This is a genomic window from Sphingomonas sp. SRI_018, assembly GCF_057586275.1.
In genome coordinates this window covers 1-21615 of the sequence record NZ_JBYCZO010000006.1, presented here as the reverse complement: position 1 = coordinate 21615, position 21615 = coordinate 1, and the positions used below count along the sequence as shown (strand labels likewise).

21 protein-coding genes and 1 tRNA gene are annotated in these 21615 nt (G+C 67.7%); 9 read left to right on the top strand and 13 right to left on the bottom strand.

The window, feature by feature from the left end:
- The first annotated feature begins 4 nt into the window (after positions 1-4).
- The 6 genes from AC2YHA_RS18705 (at position 5) to AC2YHA_RS18680 (ending at position 8891) form a co-directional block, all read left to right on the top strand.
- Positions 5-1771, top strand: coding sequence for a DUF885 domain-containing protein (locus AC2YHA_RS18705; RefSeq protein ID WP_487402840.1), 1767 nt, complete (start codon positions 5-7; stop codon positions 1769-1771).
- The gene (locus AC2YHA_RS18700; protein ID WP_487402839.1) at positions 1761-3317 is read left to right on the top strand and encodes a family 43 glycosylhydrolase; all 1557 of its coding nucleotides are present in this window, start codon (positions 1761-1763) and stop codon (positions 3315-3317) included. The genes AC2YHA_RS18705 and AC2YHA_RS18700 overlap by 11 nt, the downstream gene beginning before the upstream one ends.
- A gap of 249 nt (positions 3318-3566) precedes the next feature.
- Positions 3567-6317 (top strand): TonB-dependent receptor, encoded by a 2751-nt coding sequence (locus AC2YHA_RS18695; protein ID WP_487402838.1) that lies wholly within the window; start codon positions 3567-3569, stop codon positions 6315-6317.
- Between the two features lie 144 nt (positions 6318-6461).
- Positions 6462-6863: a hypothetical protein gene (locus tag AC2YHA_RS18690; protein WP_487402837.1), complete on the top strand. Its 402-nt coding sequence runs from the start codon at positions 6462-6464 to the stop codon at positions 6861-6863.
- Positions 6864-6953: 90 nt separating this feature from the next.
- The gene (locus tag AC2YHA_RS18685; protein WP_233783633.1) at positions 6954-7883 is read left to right on the top strand and encodes a dihydrodipicolinate synthase family protein; all 930 of its coding nucleotides are present in this window, start codon (positions 6954-6956) and stop codon (positions 7881-7883) included.
- A gap of 9 nt (positions 7884-7892) precedes the next feature.
- Positions 7893-8891: a 4-hydroxyproline epimerase gene (locus tag AC2YHA_RS18680; RefSeq protein ID WP_487402836.1), complete on the top strand. Its 999-nt coding sequence runs from the start codon at positions 7893-7895 to the stop codon at positions 8889-8891.
- A gap of 175 nt (positions 8892-9066) precedes the next feature.
- Here the strand turns inward: AC2YHA_RS18680 and AC2YHA_RS18675 are convergent.
- The 5 genes from AC2YHA_RS18675 to infA form a co-directional block, all read right to left on the bottom strand.
- A tRNA-Phe gene (locus AC2YHA_RS18675) sits at positions 9067-9142 on the bottom strand.
- A 31-nt stretch (positions 9143-9173) separates the two neighbouring features.
- Positions 9174-9359: a DNA gyrase inhibitor YacG gene (locus tag AC2YHA_RS18670; protein WP_487402835.1), complete on the bottom strand. Its 186-nt coding sequence runs from the start codon at positions 9357-9359 to the stop codon at positions 9174-9176.
- Positions 9337-10293 carry a ribonuclease gene (locus AC2YHA_RS18665; protein ID WP_487402834.1) on the bottom strand — a complete coding sequence of 319 codons (957 nt, stop codon included), beginning with the start codon at positions 10291-10293 and terminating at the stop codon, positions 9337-9339. The genes AC2YHA_RS18670 and AC2YHA_RS18665 overlap by 23 nt, the downstream gene beginning before the upstream one ends.
- A complete protein-coding gene (locus AC2YHA_RS18660; protein ID WP_487402885.1) occupies positions 10286-10867 on the bottom strand; it encodes a Maf family protein in 582 nt (193 codons plus the stop codon). The genes AC2YHA_RS18665 and AC2YHA_RS18660 overlap by 8 nt, the downstream gene beginning before the upstream one ends.
- Positions 10868-10893: 26 nt before the next feature.
- Positions 10894-11142 carry a translation initiation factor IF-1 gene (gene infA / locus AC2YHA_RS18655; protein WP_097063066.1) on the bottom strand — a complete coding sequence of 83 codons (249 nt, stop codon included), beginning with the start codon at positions 11140-11142 and terminating at the stop codon, positions 10894-10896.
- 291 nt (positions 11143-11433) lie between these two features.
- On the opposite strand from infA, the gene AC2YHA_RS18650 reads away from it, so the two are divergent.
- Positions 11434-11718 carry a hypothetical protein gene (locus AC2YHA_RS18650; RefSeq protein WP_487402833.1) on the top strand — a complete coding sequence of 95 codons (285 nt, stop codon included), beginning with the start codon at positions 11434-11436 and terminating at the stop codon, positions 11716-11718.
- Between the two features lie 81 nt (positions 11719-11799).
- Here AC2YHA_RS18650 and AC2YHA_RS18645 read toward each other — a convergent pair whose 3' ends face one another.
- The 3 genes from AC2YHA_RS18645 to AC2YHA_RS18635 form a co-directional block, all read right to left on the bottom strand.
- Positions 11800-13965: a sodium-translocating pyrophosphatase gene (locus AC2YHA_RS18645; RefSeq protein ID WP_487402832.1), complete on the bottom strand. Its 2166-nt coding sequence runs from the start codon at positions 13963-13965 to the stop codon at positions 11800-11802.
- Positions 13966-14078: 113 nt separating this feature from the next.
- The gene (gene thiL / locus AC2YHA_RS18640; RefSeq protein ID WP_487402831.1) at positions 14079-14948 is read right to left on the bottom strand and encodes a thiamine-phosphate kinase; all 870 of its coding nucleotides are present in this window, start codon (positions 14946-14948) and stop codon (positions 14079-14081) included.
- A gap of 226 nt (positions 14949-15174) precedes the next feature.
- Entirely contained in the window at positions 15175-15795 is a 621-nt protein-coding gene (locus AC2YHA_RS18635; protein WP_487402830.1) for a TetR/AcrR family transcriptional regulator, read from the bottom strand.
- A 55-nt stretch (positions 15796-15850) separates the two neighbouring features.
- Between AC2YHA_RS18635 and AC2YHA_RS18630 the strand changes: the two genes are divergently transcribed.
- Positions 15851-16441, top strand: a complete 591-nt coding sequence (locus AC2YHA_RS18630) for a DUF308 domain-containing protein (protein WP_487402829.1) — start codon at positions 15851-15853, stop codon at positions 16439-16441.
- A 143-nt stretch (positions 16442-16584) separates the two neighbouring features.
- Here AC2YHA_RS18630 and AC2YHA_RS18625 read toward each other — a convergent pair whose 3' ends face one another.
- The 4 genes from AC2YHA_RS18625 to hisG all read right to left on the bottom strand — a co-directional run bounded on the left by AC2YHA_RS18625 (position 16585) and on the right by hisG (position 19353).
- A complete protein-coding gene (locus AC2YHA_RS18625) occupies positions 16585-16761 on the bottom strand; it encodes a DUF4169 family protein (protein WP_487402828.1) in 177 nt (58 codons plus the stop codon).
- A gap of 2 nt (positions 16762-16763) precedes the next feature.
- Positions 16764-17234 carry a transcription antitermination factor NusB gene (gene nusB / locus AC2YHA_RS18620; protein WP_233783623.1) on the bottom strand — a complete coding sequence of 157 codons (471 nt, stop codon included), beginning with the start codon at positions 17232-17234 and terminating at the stop codon, positions 16764-16766.
- 170 nt (positions 17235-17404) lie between these two features.
- The gene (gene hisD / locus AC2YHA_RS18615) at positions 17405-18697 is read right to left on the bottom strand and encodes a histidinol dehydrogenase (RefSeq protein WP_487402827.1); all 1293 of its coding nucleotides are present in this window, start codon (positions 18695-18697) and stop codon (positions 17405-17407) included.
- The gene (gene hisG / locus AC2YHA_RS18610; RefSeq protein WP_487402826.1) at positions 18694-19353 is read right to left on the bottom strand and encodes an ATP phosphoribosyltransferase; all 660 of its coding nucleotides are present in this window, start codon (positions 19351-19353) and stop codon (positions 18694-18696) included. Before hisG ends, hisD begins: the two co-directional genes overlap by 4 nt.
- 53 nt (positions 19354-19406) lie before the next feature.
- Here hisG and AC2YHA_RS18605 point away from each other — a divergent pair, with 53 nt between their 5' ends.
- Complete coding sequence (locus AC2YHA_RS18605) at positions 19407-20507, top strand: DUF2332 domain-containing protein (RefSeq protein WP_487402825.1); 1101 nt, start codon at positions 19407-19409, stop codon at positions 20505-20507.
- Between the two features lie 161 nt (positions 20508-20668).
- Here AC2YHA_RS18605 and AC2YHA_RS18600 read toward each other — a convergent pair whose 3' ends face one another.
- Positions 20669-21556: an alpha/beta fold hydrolase gene (locus AC2YHA_RS18600; protein WP_487402824.1), complete on the bottom strand. Its 888-nt coding sequence runs from the start codon at positions 21554-21556 to the stop codon at positions 20669-20671.
- Positions 21557-21615 lie beyond the last annotated feature (59 nt).

The following is a 21615-nucleotide window of genomic DNA, read 5'->3' as shown; positions in this document are numbered from 1 at the left end:
GAGCGTGACGATATCGGGTCGCTGGCTGCTTGCCGGTGTAGCAATCGCAATCTGGACCGCTCCGGCGCCTGCCCAGAAACCGGCCGCGCAATCCGCCGACGAGACGTTCAAGGCGATCTACACCGCCGAATATGACTGGCGCCTCAAGCAATCCGGGCCGAGCGAGGACGGCCCCAAGGACAAGCAACCGTCGCTCCCCGACGTCGGCCCGGAGGCGCAGGCCGCCCGACTCGCGCGCTGGGAGGCGGTGGAGAAGCAGCTCGCAGGGGTCGACGTGGACCGGCTCTCCCCGGCCAACCGCGTCAACTTCGCGGTCTACAAGGCACAGATCGACGCCCTGCTCGCCGCCCAGCGCTACCGCGAGTACGAGAAGCCGCTGAACGCCGACTCCAGCTTCTGGGGGGAACTGGCCGAAGGCGCACGCGACACCTTCCGCACCGAGGAGGACGCCCGGCGCTACATCGCGATGCTGCGCGAGATTCCCCGCTATTTCGACCAGCAGATCGCCAACATGCGCGCGGGCCTCAAGCGCGGCTTCACCGTGCCGCAGGTGACGCTGAAGGGCCGCGATGCCGGCGTCGCGCTGGTGGCGAACGCGAAGAGTGCGGAGGAATCCCCCTTCTACGCGCCGTTCAAGACGCTGCCGCCGACCATCCCTGCCGCAACCCAGGCGGCGCTACGCGGCGAGGCGCGCGAGGCGATCACCCAGGCGGTGGCGCCCGCCCATGCGAAGCTGCTGGCGTTCCTCAGGACCGAATATATCCCCGGCGCGCGCACGACGCTTGCCGCCTACGACCTGCCCGACGGCCAAGCCTACTACCGCTCGAAGATCCGCGAGTTCGTGACGCTCGACAAGAGCCCGGAGGAGATCCATCGGATCGGCCTGGCCGAAATGGCGCGCATCCGCAGCCGGATGGCCGAGGTCATGAAACAGGTCGATTTCAAGGGCGACCTGCCGGCGTTCCTCACCTTCCTGCGCACCGATCCGCGCTTCTATGCCAAGACGCCGCAGGAGCTGCTCTACCGTGCGGCGTGGATCGCCAAGACTTTCGACGGCAAGGCGTCGCAGTTCTTCGGCCGCCTGCCGCGCAGCCGCTTCGCGATCCGGCCGGTGCCCGACGACATCGCGCCCTTCTACACTGGCGGGCGCGGCGGGCCGGGCATCTACCTCGTCAACACCTACAACCTGCCGGCGCGGCCGCTCTATTCCCAGGTCGCGCTGACGCTGCACGAGAGCGCGCCGGGCCACGCGATGCAGATGCCGCTGGCCGCCGAGAACAAGGACCTGCCGGCGTTCCGCCGCGACACTTACGTGTCGGCTTATGGCGAGGGCTGGGCGCTCTATTGCGAGGCGCTGGGCGAGGACATGGGCATGTACGAGACGCCCTACGACCGTTTCGGCATGCTGAGCTACCAGGCATGGCGGGCGTCGCGGCTGGTGGTGGACACCGGCATCCACGCGATGGGCTGGACGCGCGAGCAGGCGCAGCGGTATCTCCACGACAACACCGCGCTCGCCGACCACGAGATCGAGACCGAGGTCGACCGCTACATCGCCTGGCCGGGGCAGGCGCTCTCCTATTACATGGGCGAGCTCGCCTTCCTCGACGCGCGCCGCAAGGCGGAGAAGGCGCTGGGGCCCAAGTTCAACATCCGCGCCTTCCATGATGCCGTGCTCGAGCTGGGCGGGGTGCCGCTGCCGGTGATCGACCAGCGCGTCGACCGGCTGATCGCCGACGGCGGAAAGGGCCCCTATCCCGATGAGGAATAGGCTGGCGCCGCTTCTGCTCGCGGGGATGGCGGCCGCCGGTGCGGCGCAGGAGCCGCGCGCGATCGTCGTGCCGGGCAACCCGATCCTGGCCGACGGCGACTATTATTCGACCGATCCCGCGCCGTTCGTCGCGGACGGCGCGCTGTGGATTCTCGCCGGACGCGACGAGGCGCCGCCGGACGTCAACGACTTCATCATGAACGAATGGCAGCTGCTCAGGACCGACGACCCGGCGTCGGGCAAGTGGCTGCACTATCCCGCCGTCGCGCGGCCGGAGCAGGTGTTCGCCTGGGCGGAGACCGGCCGTGCCTATGCCGGGCAGATCGTGCAGGGGCCGGACCGGCGCTATTATCTCTACGCGCCGGTGCTGGAGAAGGACAGCGACGCGCCGGACCGTTTCGCGATCGGCGTCGCCGTCGCCGACAACCCTGCCGGGCCGTGGCGCGACGCGCATCCCTCCGGCCCGATCGTCTCGCAGCGCGTACCCGTGCGCAACGACATCCAGAATATCGATCCCACCGTGTTGATCGACGACGATGGCCGGGTCTATCTCTACTGGGGCACCTTCGGCCGGCTGCGCGGCATCGAGCTCGAACGCGACATGATCACCCCCAAGGGCCCCGAGCAGGTCATCGAGGGCCTGACCGGTTTCTTCGAGGCGCCGTGGGTCATGAAGCGCAAGGGCGTCTACTACATGCTCTACGCCAGCAACCGCGCGGGACCGGCGTCCGACTGCACGCCGGCACTCTATCACGCCTGCATCGCCTACGGCACCGCGCCGTCGCCGATGGGGCCGTGGACCTATCGCGGCGTCGTGCTGAAGCCGGTGTCCTCGACCACCTCCCATGCCGGGGCGGTGGAATACAAGGGCCAGTGGTATCTCGCCTACCACACCGCCGACGCGAAGGGCGGCGGCCATTTCCGGCGCAGCGTCGCGCTCGACCGGATGGAGTGGGACGACAGCGTGACGCCCGCCGCGATCCGCCTGGTGGTGCCCACGCTGCGCCCGCGGCCGCCGCTTGGCGTCACCCGCAACATCGCCCGCGCCGCCTTTGCGACGGCGTCCAACGATCCGGTGCCGGTGCAGTTCTGGATCAAGGCGCTGAACGACGGCATCACCAAGGCCGCGCCGCTGCCGCCCGACATGTGGGGCAGCTGGACCGCGAACAATCCCCGCAGCCAGTGGATCGAATATCGCTGGAACCGGCCGGTGACGATCGACGGGTCGCGCATCTGGTTCTGGAACGACCAGCCGGCGGGATCGGGGATCGGAGTGGCGCCGCCGGCGCACTGGCACCTCGAATATTGGGACCGCGGCTGGAAGCCGGTGCGGGGGGTCGGCGCCTATGGCACCACGCCGGGCGCGTTCCAGACGGTGACTTTCCCTCCGCTCAGGACGCGCTGCCTGCGCGCGGTCATGACCGCTTCGAGCGACGGCAAGACCAACGCCGCCCTCGCGGTCCAGGAATGGGAAGTGCTGGCGCCCGCCGCTCGCGAGCCGATGATACGAGAGCAAGGGAAGCAGCCGCCCGCATCCTGCGGCTAGCTTCTACCCCCCTTCAGATAGAAGCAGAGTGCTCCTGCGAAGGCAGGAGCCAGGCCGCGAGCGATGTGCCCGCGATCCAACGCTCCTGCCTTCGCAGGAGCACGTGTCCGCTTTGTCCGAACCGGGCGGAGCCGCCACCTCCACTTGTTTCCCCTCCGTGACAACCGTGTTGACTCCCTCAGAATAATATAGTTTGTATACGATATAAAGTAGGGCGTTTGACCCGGAAAACAAAAGGGGGGTTTGGGGATGAAGTCACTTACGCTGCTCAGGATGTCGACCGCGCTGCCGGTCTTCGCGCTCGCCTCGATCTCGTCGATGGCATTGGCGCAAGTGGCCTCCGATTCATCAGACCAGACTGCTACGCTGCCGTCCGACCAGGAAGGGAACGCGTCGGACATCCTCGTGATCGGCGTCCGCGGCAGCGTCGAGGCGGCTTCGACCAAGAAGAAGAACGCCAAGCAGATCGTCGATTCCGTCGTCGCGGAAGACGCCGGCAAGTTGCCGGACAACAATGTACCCGAGGCGCTCTCACGCGTGACCGGCGTGCAGATCGATCGCGAGCGCGGGCAGGGGCAGAGCGTCACCATCCGCGGCCTCAGCCAGGTGCAGACGACGATCAACGGCAACAACACCAACCTGGGGACGGAGCGCTCGCTCAACCTCGCCGATATTCCCGCCGAGCTGCTGAAATCCGTCGAGGTCTACAAGACGCGCACGGCCGATCAGGTGGAAGGCGGCGTTGCCGGAACCGTCAATGTCGAGCTGCGGCGCCCGCTGGACCTCAAGAAGGGATGGACGATCGCGGGCAGCGCACGTGGCGCCTATGACGAATTCGCGAAAAAGGTCAGTCCCTACGGCAGCCTTCTTGTCGGAGACCGCTTCGAGACCGGGATCGGCGAACTGGGCTTCCTGGTCAACGGATCGTGGACCAAGACCTTCTACCGGGAAAACTACGTCGAGAGCGAATCGCCGGATACCGTCTGCTGCGAGGCGGATCCGAACAGTCCCCTATACAATCTTCCCGCCAACCTGCGGAACATCGTCATCCCCTATCGCACCCAATATGGGCTGGAGAGCGGGCATGTCACGCGCCCCTCGGTCAACGTCGTCCTCCAGTGGAAACCTTCGGACAAGCTGGAGTTCGTGTTGGAAGGTGGCTACCTCGGTTCACGGGAGAAGCGTTCGATCGACAAGATGTGGACGCTCAATCGCGAATGGAACACGCGGTTCAGCGGCATCGAGCTGATGCCCGACGGGCAGACGATCAGCAAGCTGACCATCGCCGATCCCAACGGCGTCCGGGCCTATATCGAAGGCACCTACAACTCGCTCGAATCCAACCTCTACACCACGAACTTCGAGGCGAACTGGAAGGGCGACCGGGCGCAGCTCCACTTCGGGGCGCAATATAACTGGAGCAACGACAGCTATTATTTCGTCCAGCAGATCCTGCGCCCGCAGAATCTGGCCTCGGCGACGATCGACTTCGTCTCGAACAATTATTCTCGGCCGATCCCGTCGATCACCCTCAACGGCGTCGATCTCAACCAAGTGTCGGTCTACGGCGTCGATCGCTTCCAGGACAATGCCGGCGACTCCAAGAACAAGGAGTTCGCGACCCAGGCCGACCTGACGCTGACGCTGAGCGATAACAGCTTCCTGCGTTCGCTGCAGGCCGGTGTCCGTTACAACCGGCGCAAGGTCGATCGTTACTACGGCTATCGCGACGGTTTTCCGCGCGTCAATGGCATGGCCGCTCCGCTCACGGCTCTGCCGGGGGGCGATCAGGCGGCGATGATCGGTCCGGACCTCGACGGATCGCCGCAATGGTATCGCATTCCCGGCCCGGTGCTGCTCGCCAACATCGCCGCGGTCCGCGAATATATCCAGGCGACCGATCCGGGGAACGCGGAGCGTTTCGCGAGTGAACTGCCGCCGAGCGACCAGGGGCAGACGTTCCGGTCGACCGAAAACACCTTCGCCGCCTACGCGCAGCTCAACTACGGACTGGATGTCGGCTTCCCGATCGACGGCGTCATCGGTCTGCGCGCGGTCAATACCTGGGGCGTGTCGAACAGTTTCAACTATCGCATCTCCCCGGCGCCGGAAAATGCGCTGATCATCGAGCAGGCGACCGGCCGCGGCAATTTCATGGATTATCTGCCCAGCGTCACGAGCACGCTGCACTTCGATTCCAAGACCCAGCTCCGCCTGTCCTACACCACCAATGTCTCGCGGCCGAGCTTCTACGATCTTCGTCCCTTCTATTTCGTCGATCCCAATGCCGCGAACCCGCGCGTCGATGCCGGCAATCCCGACCTGAAGGCGCAGAAGGAATGGGCGATCGACGGCAGCCTGGAACATTATTTCGGTCGCGCCGGATCAGCGTCGCTGGCGGGATATTACAAGAAGGTCACCAACTGGACCTATTATAGCGCTGAAATCGTGGACGATCTTGCCGCTTATGGCCTGCCCGGCCGCAGCGGCACCGTCGCCCAACAGCGTAACGCCGGCGACGGCGAATTCATCGGTGCGGAGGCCGCGGTTCAAAGCTTCTTCGATTTCTTGCCGGGGTTCTGGAAGAACTTCGGTGCCAGCCTGAATGTCACCCGCATCATCCGGGCCCGTGTCGAATATCCTTATCCCGAGGATTTTCCGGGCGCGTTCGATTCGGTCGACACATCGAAGTGGACGGCTAACGCTGCTCTTTATTATGATACACCGAAGTTCAGTACCCGCGTCGCGTTCAATTATCGTTCCCCTTATCGCCTGTGGGTGTGGACCGACAATCCGGAATATTCCTGGTACAACGACGATACCTATCGGCTCGACGCGGCGATCAACTACACTCCCGTCAAGTTCATGACCTTTTCCCTCGAAGGGACGAACCTGCTCGGCAACGATGTCTACCGCTATTTCGGTCAGCAGAATCTGCTGCCGCTGGGTGTCCGTACCCTGGCGCGGACGGTGCAAGGCAGTGTCCGTTTCCGGTTCTGATGCGATCGCCGGCACGGCGACGGCATGATGAAAGGAGCCATGGCGCAAGACGCCGTGGCTCTTTTCGTTTGAAGGCTACGCATATCGTCCTACCATCCATATCGGCGATCTTGGGGACCGATCATTTTCTTTGGGAGGTAATCCATGTCCCGGGAATCCATACTGAGGAATACGGCCCTGATCCTATCGCTGCTGCTTGCCGTCGGCCCGGCTGCGGCACGGGAGGACGCGGCGCGAGCCAGGCGCTGTGTGCCCCAGGGCTTGGTCGCGGCGCCGGTCGTGCGGGACGACGGCCGCCTCTACTTCCGCGGCCAGCCCGACCGCCGGCAATCCTATATCGCGGTGTTCAAGGGCGGTGAGTGTCCTGGCCTCAACCGCTTCTCGATCGTCGCGATCGAGACCACCGGGGCCGGCTATTGCGAAGGGGACAAGGTCCAATCGCGGACGACGCCGACCCAGATTCCCGGTCCGCGCTGCGTGATCGATCACCTGCGGCCCTTCGCCGGTGACCTGGACGATCCGATTCCACCACATCCTGTGCGGTAAAAATCATTGCTGCGGTGCGGAAGCCCCCTTGTGCATGCGTCGGTAATATCGTATACGATATTTGATAAACAAGAACGCAGGTAGAACATCATGGCAATTGGTTGGAAGGGCGTATTTCCGGCAGTCACCACGCAGCTGCGCGAGGATCTGTCGATCGATCTCGCCGACACGCAGCGCGTCGTCGACGATCTGATCCGCGACGGCGTGACCGGGGTGATCGCGCTGGGCACGGTCGGCGAGAACAATTCCCTGGAATATGCCGAAAAGGTGTCGGTACTGTCCGCGATCGTCGAGGTGGTGGCGGGGCGCGTTCCCGTGATCACCGGCGTGTCGGAGTATGACACGCGCCGCGCCGTCCGCTACGCGCAGGCGGCCGAGAAGGCTGGCGCCGACGGCCTGATGCTGCTGCCGCCGATGGTCTATGTGCCCAAGCCGCACGAGCTGGTCGCGCATTTCAAGGGCGTGGCCGATCAGACCGGCCTGCCGATCATGCTCTACAGCAACCCGCCGGCCTATCGCACGGTGATCGGTGCCGAAGTGCTGACCGCGCTGATCGACGTGAAGAACATCGTCGCGGTCAAGGAATCGGCGCCGGACACCCGCCGCTTCACCGATTTCCGCAACGCGTTCGGCGACCGCTACACGCTGTTCGCCGGCCTCGACGACGTCGCGCTGGAGAGCCTGTACCTCGGCGCGCAGGGCTGGGTGTCGGGCCTCACCAACGCCTTCCCGAAGGAATCAGTCGAGCTCGTCGCCGCCTTCGAGCGCGGCGACCATGCCAAGGCGCTGGAAATCTACCGCTGGTTCATGCCGCTGCTGCATCTCGATGCCGAGCACGACCTGGTCCAGTCGATCAAGCTGGCCGAGCAGGTGATGGGCCGCGGGTCCGAGCGCGTGCTGCCGCCGCGCCTGGTGCTGCAGGGCGAGCGCCGCGCGCAGGTGATCGCCATGGTCGAGAAGGCGGCGGCGACGCGGCCGGACCTGTCCGCCGCGGCCGTGGCGGCGGAAGCGGCGGCCTGACGCACGACGATGCGCCACACCTTCTTCTGCATCGACGGCCACACCGCCGGCAACCCCGTCCGCCTGGTGGCGGGCGGGGCGCCGCTGCTGAAGGGCGGCTCGATGTCGAAACGGCGGCAGGATTTCCTGGCCCGCTTCGACTGGATCCGCACCGGCCTGTGCTTCGAGCCGCGCGGGCACGACATGATGTCGGGCGGGTTCCTCTATCCGCCGACCCAGGCCGAAAACGACATCGGCATCCTGTTCATCGAGACCAGCGGTTGCTTGCCGATGTGCGGCCACGGCACGATCGGCATCGTCACCTTCGGGCTCGAGCATGGGCTCATCCAGCCGGCGACGCCGGGAAAGCTCCGCATCGAGGTACCCGCCGGCGTCATCGACATCGCCTATGAAACCGTCGGCGAGAAGGTGACATCGGTGCGGATCACCAACGTCCCGGCCTATGTCGCGGCGCGGGGCATCGTGGTGGACGTGGAGGGGATCGGCCCGCTGTCGATCGACGTCGCCTATGGCGGCAACTATTACGCGATCATCGAGCCGCAGGGCGCCTATACCGGGCTCGACGACATGGGCGCGTCAAGGCTCGTCGACTTGAGCGGCCGCATCCGCGCCGCCATCCGCGAGACGTTCGAGCCGGTCCATCCGCTCGACCCGACGATCCGCGGGGTCAGCCATATCCTCTGGGCCGACCGGCCGAAGGGCGAGGGCGCCGACGGCCGCAACGCCGTCTTCTACGGCGACAAGGCGATCGACCGCAGCCCCTGCGGCACCGGCACCTCGGCACGGCTGGCGCATCTGGCGGCGTCGGGGCGGCTCGCGGTGGGCGACCGGTTCGTCCATGAAAGCTATATCGGCAGCCGCTTCGTCGGTCGCGTCGAGCAGGCGGTGACGCTGGGCGATCAGCCCGCGATTATCCCTTCGATCGAAGGCTCGGCCATCGCCACCGGCTTCAACACGATCTGGATCGACCGCGCGGACCCGTTCTGGGCCGGCTTCCAGGTAAAATGAAGTCGCGGATGCGGGAGTGCCCCGCCCGCGCGTAAAGTCGCGCGGGTGGCCGCTTCCGTGCCTGGCTGAATCACCATTTTCACCGTTCGTCCCGAGCGAAGTCGAGGGACGCTTCACGTCGCCGACTGTCCCTCGACTTCGCTCGGGACGAACGGGCAGTCCAATCGCAGAAATATGGTGCCCAGGGGCGGGATCGAACCACCGACACTGCGATTTTCAGTCGCATGCTCTACCAACTGAGCTACCTGGGCATTCACGGCGTGCCGCGAAGGAGCGTCGCCTTTAGTCGCGGCTTTCGGGGCTGTCTAGCCCTGCCGGATCGGCGGGCGGGCCGGGCAGGCGATAGCCTTCGCCGAGCCAGTTCAGCAGGTCGCGGTCGCGGCAGCCCTGGCTGCAGAAGGGCGCGAGCCCGGGATCGGTCGGCTTGCCGCACAGCGGGCAGAGATCATGCGAATTGGGCCTGGACATGCCCGCCGGACATGGTGAGCGACGCGTCCTCGCGCAAGACGATTTCGGTGCCGAGGCGGCGGGCCAGCTCCTCCCGCCAGCCGGGAGTGATCGCGGCGATCACCGCCGGGTGCGCCGTGAGCGTCCGCGCGCCGGCGCCGGATGTGCGCTCGGCGCGGCGGAGGAACGCACGGGCATGGGCGAGCGCCGGCTCCATCGCGTAGATTTCGGGAAGCGAACGGCGCCGGCGCGGTCGGACGATCTGGACGAAGCCGAAGCCGTTGACGGCGGTGCGCTCGAACGGCTGCGGCAGTGCGGCGTCGATCGCCTCCGCTGCGGCGTGGCGCACGGCCCTGTCGGCCCCGCCCGGAAGGTCGATGCCGATCGAGCCGGTGATGTCGAGGCGGCGGATCGCTTCGGCCGCGGCTCGCGCGCCGGCGACCGCAAGCAGCGCCGGCGCGAGCGTGCCATCGACGTCGATCAGCGTCATCGCCGGTGTCAGCGCGATGCGGAGCTCGCCGCCGGGAAACGCGACCACGCCCGTGGCGGCCTCCTCGAGCAGCTCCGACCATCCGGCCGCCTCGAGCAGGTCGGGGTCCGTGTGCCGCAGCGCGCGCCCGTCGAGCGACGGTGCCGGTGCGGGCTCGGCATCGCTGGGGCGGGCGCGGGCGCGCTTGGGCTTGCCGGGCTCGGGGATGGCCGGCCGGACGATCTCGACGCGGGTGAGCGCCCCCTCGGTGACGCCGGCGGGGAGGGGCGACACCAGCGCCTCATGCCCGTCCCAGGCGACGATGCCCTGACCCCGCTCAGGGATACGGGCGACGAGGCGCGCCTCCACCACCGTCCCGGCGATCAGCTCGCCGTCGGGAATGATCCGTGCTTCCAGGATGCGATCGCCCTCGACCAGCACGGCGCGGGTTTCGCCGATGCCGGCCTCGACCAGCCACTCAGCCAAGCGGATAGCCCGCGGCACTGAGCAGCGCGCGCGTCTCATAGACGGGCAGGCCGACCACGCCCGAATGGCTGCCGGACAGGAAGCGCACGAACGCCTCGGCGCGGCCCTGGATGGCATAGCCGCCCGCCTTGCCCATGCCTTCGCCGCTGGCGACGTACCAGTCGATCTCGGCGTCGCTGAGGCGCTTGAAGGCGACGACGGTCTGCGAGACGCGCAGCCGCGCGCGGTCCTCACGGTCGATCACACAGACAGCCGAGAAACAGGCGTGGCGCCGGCCGGAGAGCAGGCCGAGCATCCGGCGGAGGTCCGCTTCGTCGCGCGGCTTCTCCAGGATGCGCCGGCCGACGGCGACGGTGGTGTCGCCGGCGAGGACGATCTCGTCCGGCGTGCGTTCGACCGCGCGGGCCTTGGCCTCGGCGAGGCGCAGGACATAGCGTTTGGGCAGCTCGCCCTTGAGCGGCGTCTCGTCGATGTCGGGCGCGGCGAGCCGGGCCGGCGCGATGCCGAGCCGCGCGAGCAGCTCGAGCCGGCGCGGCGAAGTGGAGGCGAGAACGAGTGCGGGCGGTTCGCTCAGGATGCGGGTCAGCTCTGCGACCCTAGTCAGCTCTGGGGCCCGGGCCCGCCGCGGCCGGGCATGAAGCGATAGGTGATGCGGCCCTTGGTCAGGTCATAGGGAGTGAGCTCGACCAGCACTTCGTCGCCGACGAGCACGCGGATGCGGTTCTTGCGCATCTTGCCGGCGGTGTGGCCGAGGATCTCGTGATCATTCTCCAGCCGCACGCGGAACATCGCATTGGGCAGAAGCTCGACCACCTGGCCGCGCATTTCGAGCAGTTCTTCCTTGGCCAAACAAAACCTCTTGGGTGCAAACGGGTGGCGCCCCTTACTCCCTGAACGGCAAAAAGGAAAGCGGTGAAAGGACTTGGCGGCAAGGTGGACTGTCCGCGTCCGGACAGCATGCGTCCGTTTCCGTTCAGGTCCGGATGCGAGAAACCGGCGATCGGCGCCAAGGCTTGGCCGAAATTGCTTGGCTCATTCGGTTAAGTGATTGAATTTGTGTAAGTGGAGGCACTTGGCACGGGGGATGCACCTCGTTGGACGCGGGCGACGAGCCCGAGCGTTCAGTTCGAGGAGGTTTCCATGTCCGTTTCACTTCGTCCGTTCGGCGCTGCCTTCGCCGCCGGGATCGCCGCCACCCTCTGCATCGCCGCGGCGGCCGCGCCGGCGATGGCGCGCGACAAGGAGGAGTCGGTATCCTCCAAATTCGACGTGAAGACCCAGGGCGACAAGATCTGCCTGATCGCGAAGGAGGTCACGACCGGCTCGATCATGAAGCCGCGCACCTGCAAGACCCGCGAGGCCTGGGCGGCCGAGGGCGTGAAGTTCTCGGCGCGTGCGGATGCAGCGAAGGTCGCGGCGAACTGACGTCGCCGTCGGCCTTCAATCGTCCCAATGAAAAGGCCCGCCCGGATCGCTCCGGGCGGGCTTTCGCATCGCCGGAGCGGATCAGCCCGCGGCGTGGGCCGCCAGCGCCGCGAGCAGCAGCAGCGCGACGATGTTGGTGATCTTGATCATCGGATTGACCGCCGGGCCCGCGGTGTCCTTGTAGGGATCACCCACCGTGTCGCCGGTCACCGCCGCCTTGTGCGCGTCGGAGCCCTTGCCGCCATAATTGCCGTCCTCGATGTACTTCTTGGCATTGTCCCACGCGCCGCCGCCCGAGGTCATCGAGATGGCGACGAACAGGCCGGACACGATCACGCCGAGCAGCATTGCACCGAGCGCCGCGAAGCCCTGGCCCTGGCCGGCGACCGCGGTGATCAGGAAATAGACCAGGATCGGGCTCAGCACCGGCAGCAGCGACGGCACGATCATCTCCTTGATCGCGGCGCGGGTGACGATGTCGACGGTACGGGCATAGTTGGGACGGCTGGTGCCCTCCATGATGCCGGCGTTCGAGCGGAACTGCTCGCGCACGTCCTCCACTACCGATCCGGCGGCGCGGCCGACCGCGGTCATGCCGAAGGCGCCGAACAGATAGGGCAGCAGCGCCCCGAGCAGCAGTCCGACGATGACGAACGGGTTCGACAGCGAGAAGTCCACCGTGATGTCCGGGAAGAACTCCTTGAGGTCGGTCGTATAGGCGCCGAACAGCACCAGCGCCGCCAGCGCGGCGGAGCCGATCGCATAGCCCTTGGTCACCGCCTTGGTGGTGTTGCCGACCGCGTCGAGCGCGTCGGTCTTGTGGCGCACCTCGTCGGGCAGGCCGGCCATCTCGGCGATGCCGCCGGCGTTGTCGGTGACCGGGCCATAGGCGTCGAGCGCCACCACCATGCCGGCGAGCGCCAGCAGCGAGGTCGCGGCGAAGGCGACACCGATGATGCCGGCGAGCTGATAGGTCGCGACCACCGCGACGACGATCACCAGCGTCGGCAGCGCGGTCGATTCGAGGCTGACGGCGAGGCCCTGGATGACGTTGGTGCCGTGGCCGGTGACCGACGCCTTGGCGATCGACTTGACCGGGCGATAGTTGGTGCCGGTGTAATATTCGGTGATCCAGACGAGCAGGCCGGTGACGCCGAGGCCGATCATCATGCACCAGAACAGGTCCATGCCGGTGAAGCTCGGACCGGCTGCTTCCAGCCCGAGCGCCGCCTCGGTGGTGAGCCCCTCGCTGGCGGGATCGAGGAAGCCGGCGCCGCCGATAACGGCATGCATGTCGCCGAGCGTATAGCTGGTGACGAGGTAGATCGCCGGCACCGCCAGGATCACCGTCGTCCAGAAGCCCTTGTAGAGCGCCCCCATGATCGAGCCGTTGCCGAGCCGGACCGCATAGGTGCCGATGATCGAGGTGATGATGCACACGCCGCCGACGATCAGCGGCAGGCTCATCAGCGCGAGCAGCTCGGCCGAGCCCGCCTTCACCAGTAGCGCGATCGACACCATGGTCAGGCCGAGGGTCACGACATAAGTCTCGAACAGGTCGGCGGCCATGCCCGCGCAGTCACCGACATTGTCGCCGACGTTGTCCGCGATCACGGCGGGGTTGCGGGGATCGTCCTCGGGAATGCCGGCCTCGACCTTGCCGACCAGGTCGGCGCCGACGTCGGCCGCCTTGGTGAAGATGCCGCCGCCGAGACGCGCGAAGATCGAGATCAGCGAGGCGCCGAACGCGAGCGCGGTGAGCGCGTCGATGATCGGCCGGTCGTTGGGCGCATGGCCAGCGGGCCCGATCAGGTACCAGAACAGCCCGGCGATCGCGAGCAGGCCGAGCCCCGCCACCAGCATCCCGGTGATCGCGCCCGAGCGGAAGGCGAGGGTGAGGCCGCCCTGCAGGCTGCCGCGCGCCGCCTCGGCGGTGCGCACGTTGGCGCGCACCGAGATGTTCATGCCGACATAGCCGGCGACGCCCGACAGCACGGCGCCGATCAGGAAGGCGACGGTCGACAGGATGCCGAGGGTGAAGAACAGGACGACCGCGACGATCGCGCCGACGATGGCGATGGTGGTGTACTGCCGGCCGAGATAGGCCTTGGCCCCCTCCTGGATGGCGGAGGCGATGTCCTGCATCTTGGCGTCGCCCGCGGGCGCGCGCAGGACCTGGCTACTGGTGAAAAGGCCATAGAGCACGGCAATCAAGCCGCACAGGATAGCGCCGTAAACGATCGTCATAAGCGAACGTCCCCTTCTCTTCCTAAAGGCCGCGCGTTGGGTTGCCCGGTCTGACGCCGGATGCGCGTTAGGAGAAAGGTATAGGCGCGGGCCGACTGAGCGCAAGCGCGCCGTCAGAGGTGCTCGTACCCAAGGCGTGAGGGGAGGGGGATCGGCCTGCCTCGATCGGTGAGGCTGAGGCCCTGTCCGGCGGCAAAGGCGCCGATACGGGTGGCGGGCACGGGCGGCTCGGTGCCGGCGGGGAGGGCGAACAGCAGCTCGTAATCGTCGCCGGCGGTGGCGGCGGCGAGGCGGTCGCCGGGATGGTGCGGCGACAGCGGAACGTGCGCGAGATCGATCGTGACCGCGCAACCGCTGGCAGCCGCCATGCGGGCAGCGTCGATCAGCAGCCCGTCCGACACGTCCATCATCGCCGTGACGAGCGGCGCGAGCGCTGGGCCCTCGGCGAGGCGAGGAATGGGCCGCCGATACCGTTGGAGCAACTCGGGCGGCCCTGCAGTCCCCCGCGCAATGGCGAGACCGATTCCGGCGTCACCGATCGTGCCGGTTACCCAGAGCATATCGCCCGGCCGCGCTCCGGATCGGGTCGGAGAAACGGCGGCCCGGCCGATCGCGGTCAGTGCCAGGGTGCGCGGGCCGGCGACCTTCACCGTGTCGCCGCCCAGCAGCGGGCAGGCGAAGGCGGCGAGCGCTGCGCCCAGACCGGCGAGGAAGGTGCGATCCCAAGCCTCGTCGCCGAGGGGATAGCCGAGCAGGATGCCCTCCGGCACGGCGCCTTTCGCGGCAAGATCGGAGAGGTTCACCGCCACCAGCTTCCAGGCGACGTCGCCGGGCGGATCGGCGGGAAGGAAATGGACGCCCTCGGCGATCAGGTCGGTGGTGATGACCAGTTCGCCGAGGCGTGCGGCATCGTCAGCCAGACCCAGCGCGCCGGTATGGAGCGGGAGCGTGCGCAGCGCGGCGAGGAACTCGGCTTCGGTCATGACGAACGACATAGCCCGGTTCGGCGGGGGCGTCTGCCGTGAGTGATCCGCTGCAATCAGGTTCTACTGGTATGGATCGACATTCAATCCTCCCCCGCCAGGGGGAGGTGGCACGCGAAGCGTGACGGAGGGGGCGGAAGCCGGTCGATAATGAGTCGCCGTCCTCCCCCTCCGTCAGCCTACAGCTGACACCTCCCCCTGGCGGGGAGGATTGAATGGGGCCGCCCTAGTGAAGTGGGACAATGCGCGACAGCAGCGTCTCGGTGATCACCGCGAACCGTTCGGGATCGCCGAACGCGCGGGCCGACAGCATCGCCCCATAGACAGCCGACATGAAGGCATCCGCTTCCTCCGCAGGCGGCCGGATGAGCGACACGCTCCCCTGCCGGACGCCCAGGGCCAGAATGCGCGTCAACCATCCCGTCAGCTCGGCGAAATGCGCCCTGACGACGACGACGAGATCGTCCGGTAGGCTCGGCAGCTCGGCGGCGAGCATCGCGGCCACGCAGAACGGCGCCGAGTCATCGGCGATGCAGCGCTCCCAATAGGTCACATAGGCACGAAGCTGCGCGGCGGCTTCGGGTTCAACATTCGCCAACTGCTCGACCTGTGCGCGGATCACCGCGCGCGACTGTTCCACGACAGCCTTCGCCAGGTCGCTCTTGGCCGCGAAGTGGTGGTGGATGCTCGCCTTCCGGATGCCGATCGCGGCGGCGACGTCGGCATAGCTGAAGCCGTTGTATCCCCGCGTCATGATGAGGCGTCGACCTTCATCGACGATCTGCTCGGCCGTGGATCGCGCTGGTTCCATGTTTCTACCTTCCGATAGGTAGGTAATCGCTTGCAATGCGCACGGCAATCGTCCTACCGCCTACCTACTGATAGGTAGATGGAGAATTTTCATGAATCGAGTCGTCGAGCACAATGCCGTTTCCCTGACAGCGAGCGCACCTGCAGCGGGTGCTGCCGGGCTGCGGAACTATTACTGGATACGGGCTCTCGTCGCGGCGGGCTGGGTCGCTGCGGCCTTCTCGCTCGGCAGCGCGATGCCGACGGCAGCCGCCGTCCTGCTGATCGCCTATCCGGCTTGGGATGCGGCCGCCAATCTGATCGACGCCGCACGGAACGGCGGATTGAAGCGGAATCGTACCCAGGCGCTGAACGTGCTGGTGAGCGCAGCAACGACGATCGCGGTGGCGGTAGCGATCGGAGACATGAGGGTGGTCGTCGGTGTGTTCGGCCTATGGGCGATCCTCGCCGGCCTTCTGCAGCTCGCCACGGGCGTGCGGCGCTGGCGGTCCTATGGTGCCCAATGGGCAATGGTCTTGAGCGGCGCGCAGTCGGCGCTGGCCGGCGGCTTCTTCATCAAGAGGTCGCTCGGAAGCGCCACACTGGGCATCACTGATGTGGCACCCTACGCCGCGTTCGGCGCCTTCTATTTCCTCGTTTCGGCGCTCTGGCTCACCGTCCGCCGCGGCCGTCTCAGCCGCTAGAGTTTGATCCATCTGGCTTGCAGCAGCCGTTCCCCGGCGAAGGCCGGGGCCCAGTTGCGAGCGGTTCGAGACTGGGCCCCGGCCTTCGCCGGGGAACGGATTCAAAACTGGCCGAATCCGACTCCAGCCGGCCACTCGCAGCGTCAGTCTTCCCGTTTGGCGCCGTCGAGATCGCGCTCGCGCCGCTCGGCCTCGCGCCGGGCGGCTGCCTTCTCGCTCTTGGTGCGGCCGAAGGCGACGCGGTTGGCAGCGGCGTGCGCCTCGGCATCCGCGCGGCGCTTCGCTTTGCGGACGCGGCCCAGGTTGACGACCTCACCCATCCTCAGCCGCGCACGTCCTTCGCCACCGCATCGAGCAGGCCGTTGACGAAGCCCTTCTCGCGCTTGTCGTAGAAGGCGTCGGCGACGTCGAGATACTCGCTGATCACCGCCGCGGTCGGCACGTCGTTGCGTGCGAGGAGCTCATAGGTGCCGGCACGCAGGATGCCGCGCATCGGCTTGTCGAGCCGGTCGATGCTCCAGCCCGACGAGAGCTTGGCGGTGATGAGGCGGTCGATCTCCTCGCCGCGCGCGTCGACGCCCTTCACGACATCGTCGAAGAAATCGACGTCGGCGTCGGCATATTCGACGTCCTCGATCGTGGCGCCGAGCCGGTGATGGTGGAACTCATGGAGCAGCTGCGCGAGCGGAGTCGCCTCCATCTCGCGCTGGTAGAGAGCCTGGACCGCGGCGAGCCGCGCGGCGGCACGCGCCTGGCTGCGCGCGCGGGTTCGGGAATTGGCGTGAGTCGTCATCGTGCGGCCCATAAACTGCGGAAGAGGGGTTTGTCGAAGGCCGCCGTTCGCCCTTCCGTCATGCCGGACTTGTTCCGGCATCCACCAGGCCGCAAATATCGGAACAAGAGGCGCGACAGCATAGCCTGCCTCCCGGTGGACCCCGGCACAAGGCCGGGGTGACGGAGAGGCTATCGGGCCACGAGCCGCATCGCCACCGACTTGGCGTGCGCCGGCAACCCTTCGGCTTCGGCAAGCGTCACCGCCGCCGGTCCGATCTCGGCCAGCGAAGCCGGATCGCACGCGAGGAAGCTGGTACGCTTCATGAAATCGAGCACCGACAGGCCCGAGGCGAAGCGGGCGCGGCGGCCGGTCGGGAGGACGTGATTGGGGCCGGCGACGTAATCGCCCACCGCTTCGGGCGTATGGCGGCCGAGGAACACCGATCCGGCGTGGCGGACGCGGTCGAACAGCGCCTCGGGATCGTCGCAGGCGAGCTCGAGATGCTCGGGGGCGAGGCGGTCGACCAGCGGCAGCGCCTCCTCCAGGCTCGCGGTGACGATGATCGCGCCGTTGGCGTCCCAGCTCGCGCGGGCGACCTCGCGCGTTGCGAGCTGGCCGATCTGGAGGTCGACCGCATCCGCCACCGCAGCGGCGAGCGCGGCATCGTCGGTGAACAGGATCGACTGGCTGGTGGGGTCATGCTCGGCCTGGCTGAGCAGATCCGCCGCGATCCATTCGGGATCGTTCTTGCCGTCCGCGACGACGACGATCTCGGACGGACCCGCCACCATGTCGATGCCGACCACGCCGTAGAGCTGGCGCTTGGCCTCGGCGACCCAGGCGTTGCCGGGGCCGGTGATGACGTCGACCGGCGCGATCCGCCCGGTGCCATAGGCAAGCGCGGCGATCGCCTGCGCGCCGCCGATCCGCCACGCCTCGTCGACCCCGGCGAGATGCGCGGCGGCGAGGACCAGCGGGTTGATCTCGCCCTTCGGCGTGGGCGTCACCATGACGAGCCGCTCGACCCCGGCCGCCTTGGCGGGAAGCGCGTTCATCAGCACCGAGGAGGGATAGGCCGCGCGGCCGCCGGGGACGTAGACGCCGGCCGCCTCCACCGCCCGCCAGCGCGCGCCGAGCCGGACGCCGTTGGCGTCGATCTCGTCGCGGTCGGCCGGCACCTGCTTGGCGTGATAGGCGGCGATGCGCTCGGCGGCGAGCTCGAGCGCGGCGCGTAGGTCCGGCGCGAGACCTTCCCAGGCGGCCAGCATGTCGGCACGCTCGATGCGCCAGCCGGTCTCATGGAGGTCGTGACCGTCGAAGCGCTTGGTATAGGCGGCGACCGCCGCATCGCCCTCGTCGCGCACAGAGGTGACGATCGTGCGGACGTCGCGCGCGACGTCGGCGTCGGCCTCGCGCCGGGCATTGACCAGCGCGTCGAACGCCCGCGCAAAGCCCGGGTCGGAGGTGGACAGCTGGATCATGCCGCCGCCGGCTCCACCGCGCGGCGGAAAGCGTCGACCAGTGGCACGACCTCTGCGCGGGTCTTGAACGCGGCGCGGTTGACGATCAGGCGGCTGGTGACCTCGGCGATCGTCTCGACCTCGACCAGGCCGTTCTCCTTGAGCGTGCGGCCCGAGGAGACCAGGTCGACGATGCGCGGCGCGAGCCCCAGCACCGGCGCCAGCTCCATCGCGCCGTTCAATTTGATGCACTCGGCGCCGACGCCGCGCGCCTCGAAATGGCGGCGGGTGGTGTTGGGATATTTGGTGGCGATCCGGATATGGCTCCAGCCGCGCGGGTCGTCCCGGGCGGCGAGTGCCGCGGGCTCGGCGACCGACAGGCGGCAATGGCCTATCCGCAAGTCGACCGGCGCGTAGATTTCCGAATAGGCGAATTCCTCGAGCACGTCGGAGCCGACGATGCCGAGCGAGGCGGCGCCGTGCGCGACGAAGGTCGCGACGTCGAACGCGCGCACGCGGATGAGGTCGATGTCGTCGCGGCTGGTCCGGAAGCGGAGCGCGCGCGACTCCTCGTCGGCGAAGGCATCCTCGGGATCGATGCCGACCCGCTGCAGCAGCGGCACGGCTTCCTCCAGGATACGCCCCTTGGGCACGGCGATGATGATCGGATCGGCCATCGTGCGTCGGCCTTAGTCATGAGCTACAGGTGGCGCAACTGAAGGAGCGGGCGATGGCGAACGAGACCAACAATCGCGGGGCGTTCCGGATCCAGGCATATTATTGCGATCGCATGGGCGCGCCGATCTACGCGGCGATGTGCGAGGCGATCGCCGAAGGGCTGACGCGCGGCAGCCTTACCGCCCGGCGGGTGCTGGACTGGGCAGGCGAGCCGACGCGCGACGCGCTGCCGCTCCGGCTGATCGGGGGACTGCACGCGCTGGTCCGTGCCGGGGCGGACGAGGAGCTGGCAGCGGTGTTCGCTGGCGAGGTCCAGGGTCAGGAGCAGATCGCGGCGGTGATCAACCGCGTGCTCGCCCGCCACGACCAAGCGCTGCTGCCCTGGCTCGACGGCCCGCCCCAGACCAACGAGCCGGGCCGCTCGGGCGCGCTGATCGTCGGGCTGATCGAGGTCGCGCGGCGTTGGGAGCCGAGGCTGGAGGTGCTGGAGATCGGATCGAGCGGCGGCCTCAACCTGCTGATCGACCGCTATCGCTTCGACCTGGGCGGGGCGGTGCTCGGCCCGGCCGATTCGCCCGTGACGATCGCACCCGAATGGCGTGGCCCCGCGCCCGACCTGCCGCCGATCGAGATCGTAGGCACGCGCGGCTGCGACATCGCGCCGCTCGACGTCACCGACCCGGCGGTCGAGGCGCGGCTCGCCGCCTATGTCTGGGCGGAGAAGCCGGAACGGCTGGAGCGGCTGGCCAAGGCGATCGCGATGGTGCGCGAGCGCGGCGTGCGGCTCGATGCCGGCGACGCGGCGGATTGGGTCGAGGCGCGGCTCGCCGAGCCGCAGGCGCCGGGCGTGACCCGCGTGCTGATGCATTCGGTGGTGTGGCAATACCTCCCGGAGACGAGCGCCGAGCGTATCCGCGCCGCGATGACGGCGGCGGGCGCCCGCGCGACGGCGGAGACGCCGCTCGCTTGGGTGGCGATGGAGCCCGACCGCGCGCTCGCCGAACAGGTGGTGAGCGTGCGCGGCTGGCCCGGCTCGGCCGAATGGGAGGTGGTGGCGACCGCCCATGCCCATGCGGCGTGGGTCAAGCCGGGCAAGCCCGACGGGCGCGAGCCGGAGATTCAGCTCGAGGCGGCGGCGCGGGTGATCGTTTGAGACCGATCGATACTTAAATCCTCCCCAGCCAGGGGGAGGGGAACCGCCGAAGGCGGTGGAGGGGGAGGGCGGCGACTCATTATCGGTTCGCTTCCTCCCCCTCCGTCACGCTTCGCGTGCCACCTCCCCCTGGCGGGGGAGGATTGGAATGCCGATCCGCTTCAGGGCTGCGCCAACCATTCCCGCATCGCGCTCGTCACCGCCTCCGGCTCCTCCCACGGCACGAAATGCCCCGCGTCCACCCGCACCAGCGTCAGCTTCGGCACCAGCGCGTCGAGCCCGTCGAGGTTCGACGGCAGCAGCGCCTTATCGCCGGTGCCCCAGATCACCAGCGTCGGCTGCCGGATCGGCGGAAAGGGCGCATCGAGGAAGGCGGGGCGTTCGGGCGTCTCGTCCATCGCCGGCACCTGGATCGCGCTGGCGCGATACCAGTTGAGCATCGCCGTCATCGCGCCGGGCTGGGCCCATTGCGCGAGGTAGACCGGCTTCTCTTGCCTGACCTTCTCGAAGTCGGTGTGGCGCATGAAGCTGCCGTCGAAGAACGCCGACAGGCCGATCGCGTCGATATGCCTCTCGAACTCGGGGTTGCGGAAGGCGCGGATATACTGGCTCGCCTCGCGCTGGGCCGGGTCGTCGAACATCAGCTTCTGGAAGAGGAAGGGATGCGGCGCGTTGACGATGATCAGCCGCGCGATCCGCCCCGGATTCTGTAGCGCCGCCATCCACGCGATCGCGCCGCCCCAGTCATGGCCGGCCAGCGTGAAGCGCTCGATCCCGAAATGGTCGGCGAGGGCGATCAGGTCGGCGACCGGCTTGTCGGGCGTATAGTTCTCGACGCCCGCGGGCTTGGAGGAGCGGGCGAAGCCGCGCTGGTCGGGAACAAGGACGAAATGATCCGCCGCCAGCGCCGGCACCTGGTGGCGCCAGGTGCGATGCGATTCGGGGAAGCCGTGGAGCAGGATGATCGCGGGATTCGCCGGGTCGCCCGCGACCTGCACGTCCAGTTCGACGCCGGTGAGAAGGGCGATGCGCTGCAGCTGGTCGGTCATCACTCTCTCCCACTCGATTCGTCATTCCCGCGAAGGCGGGAATCCATTGTCGCTGAAGC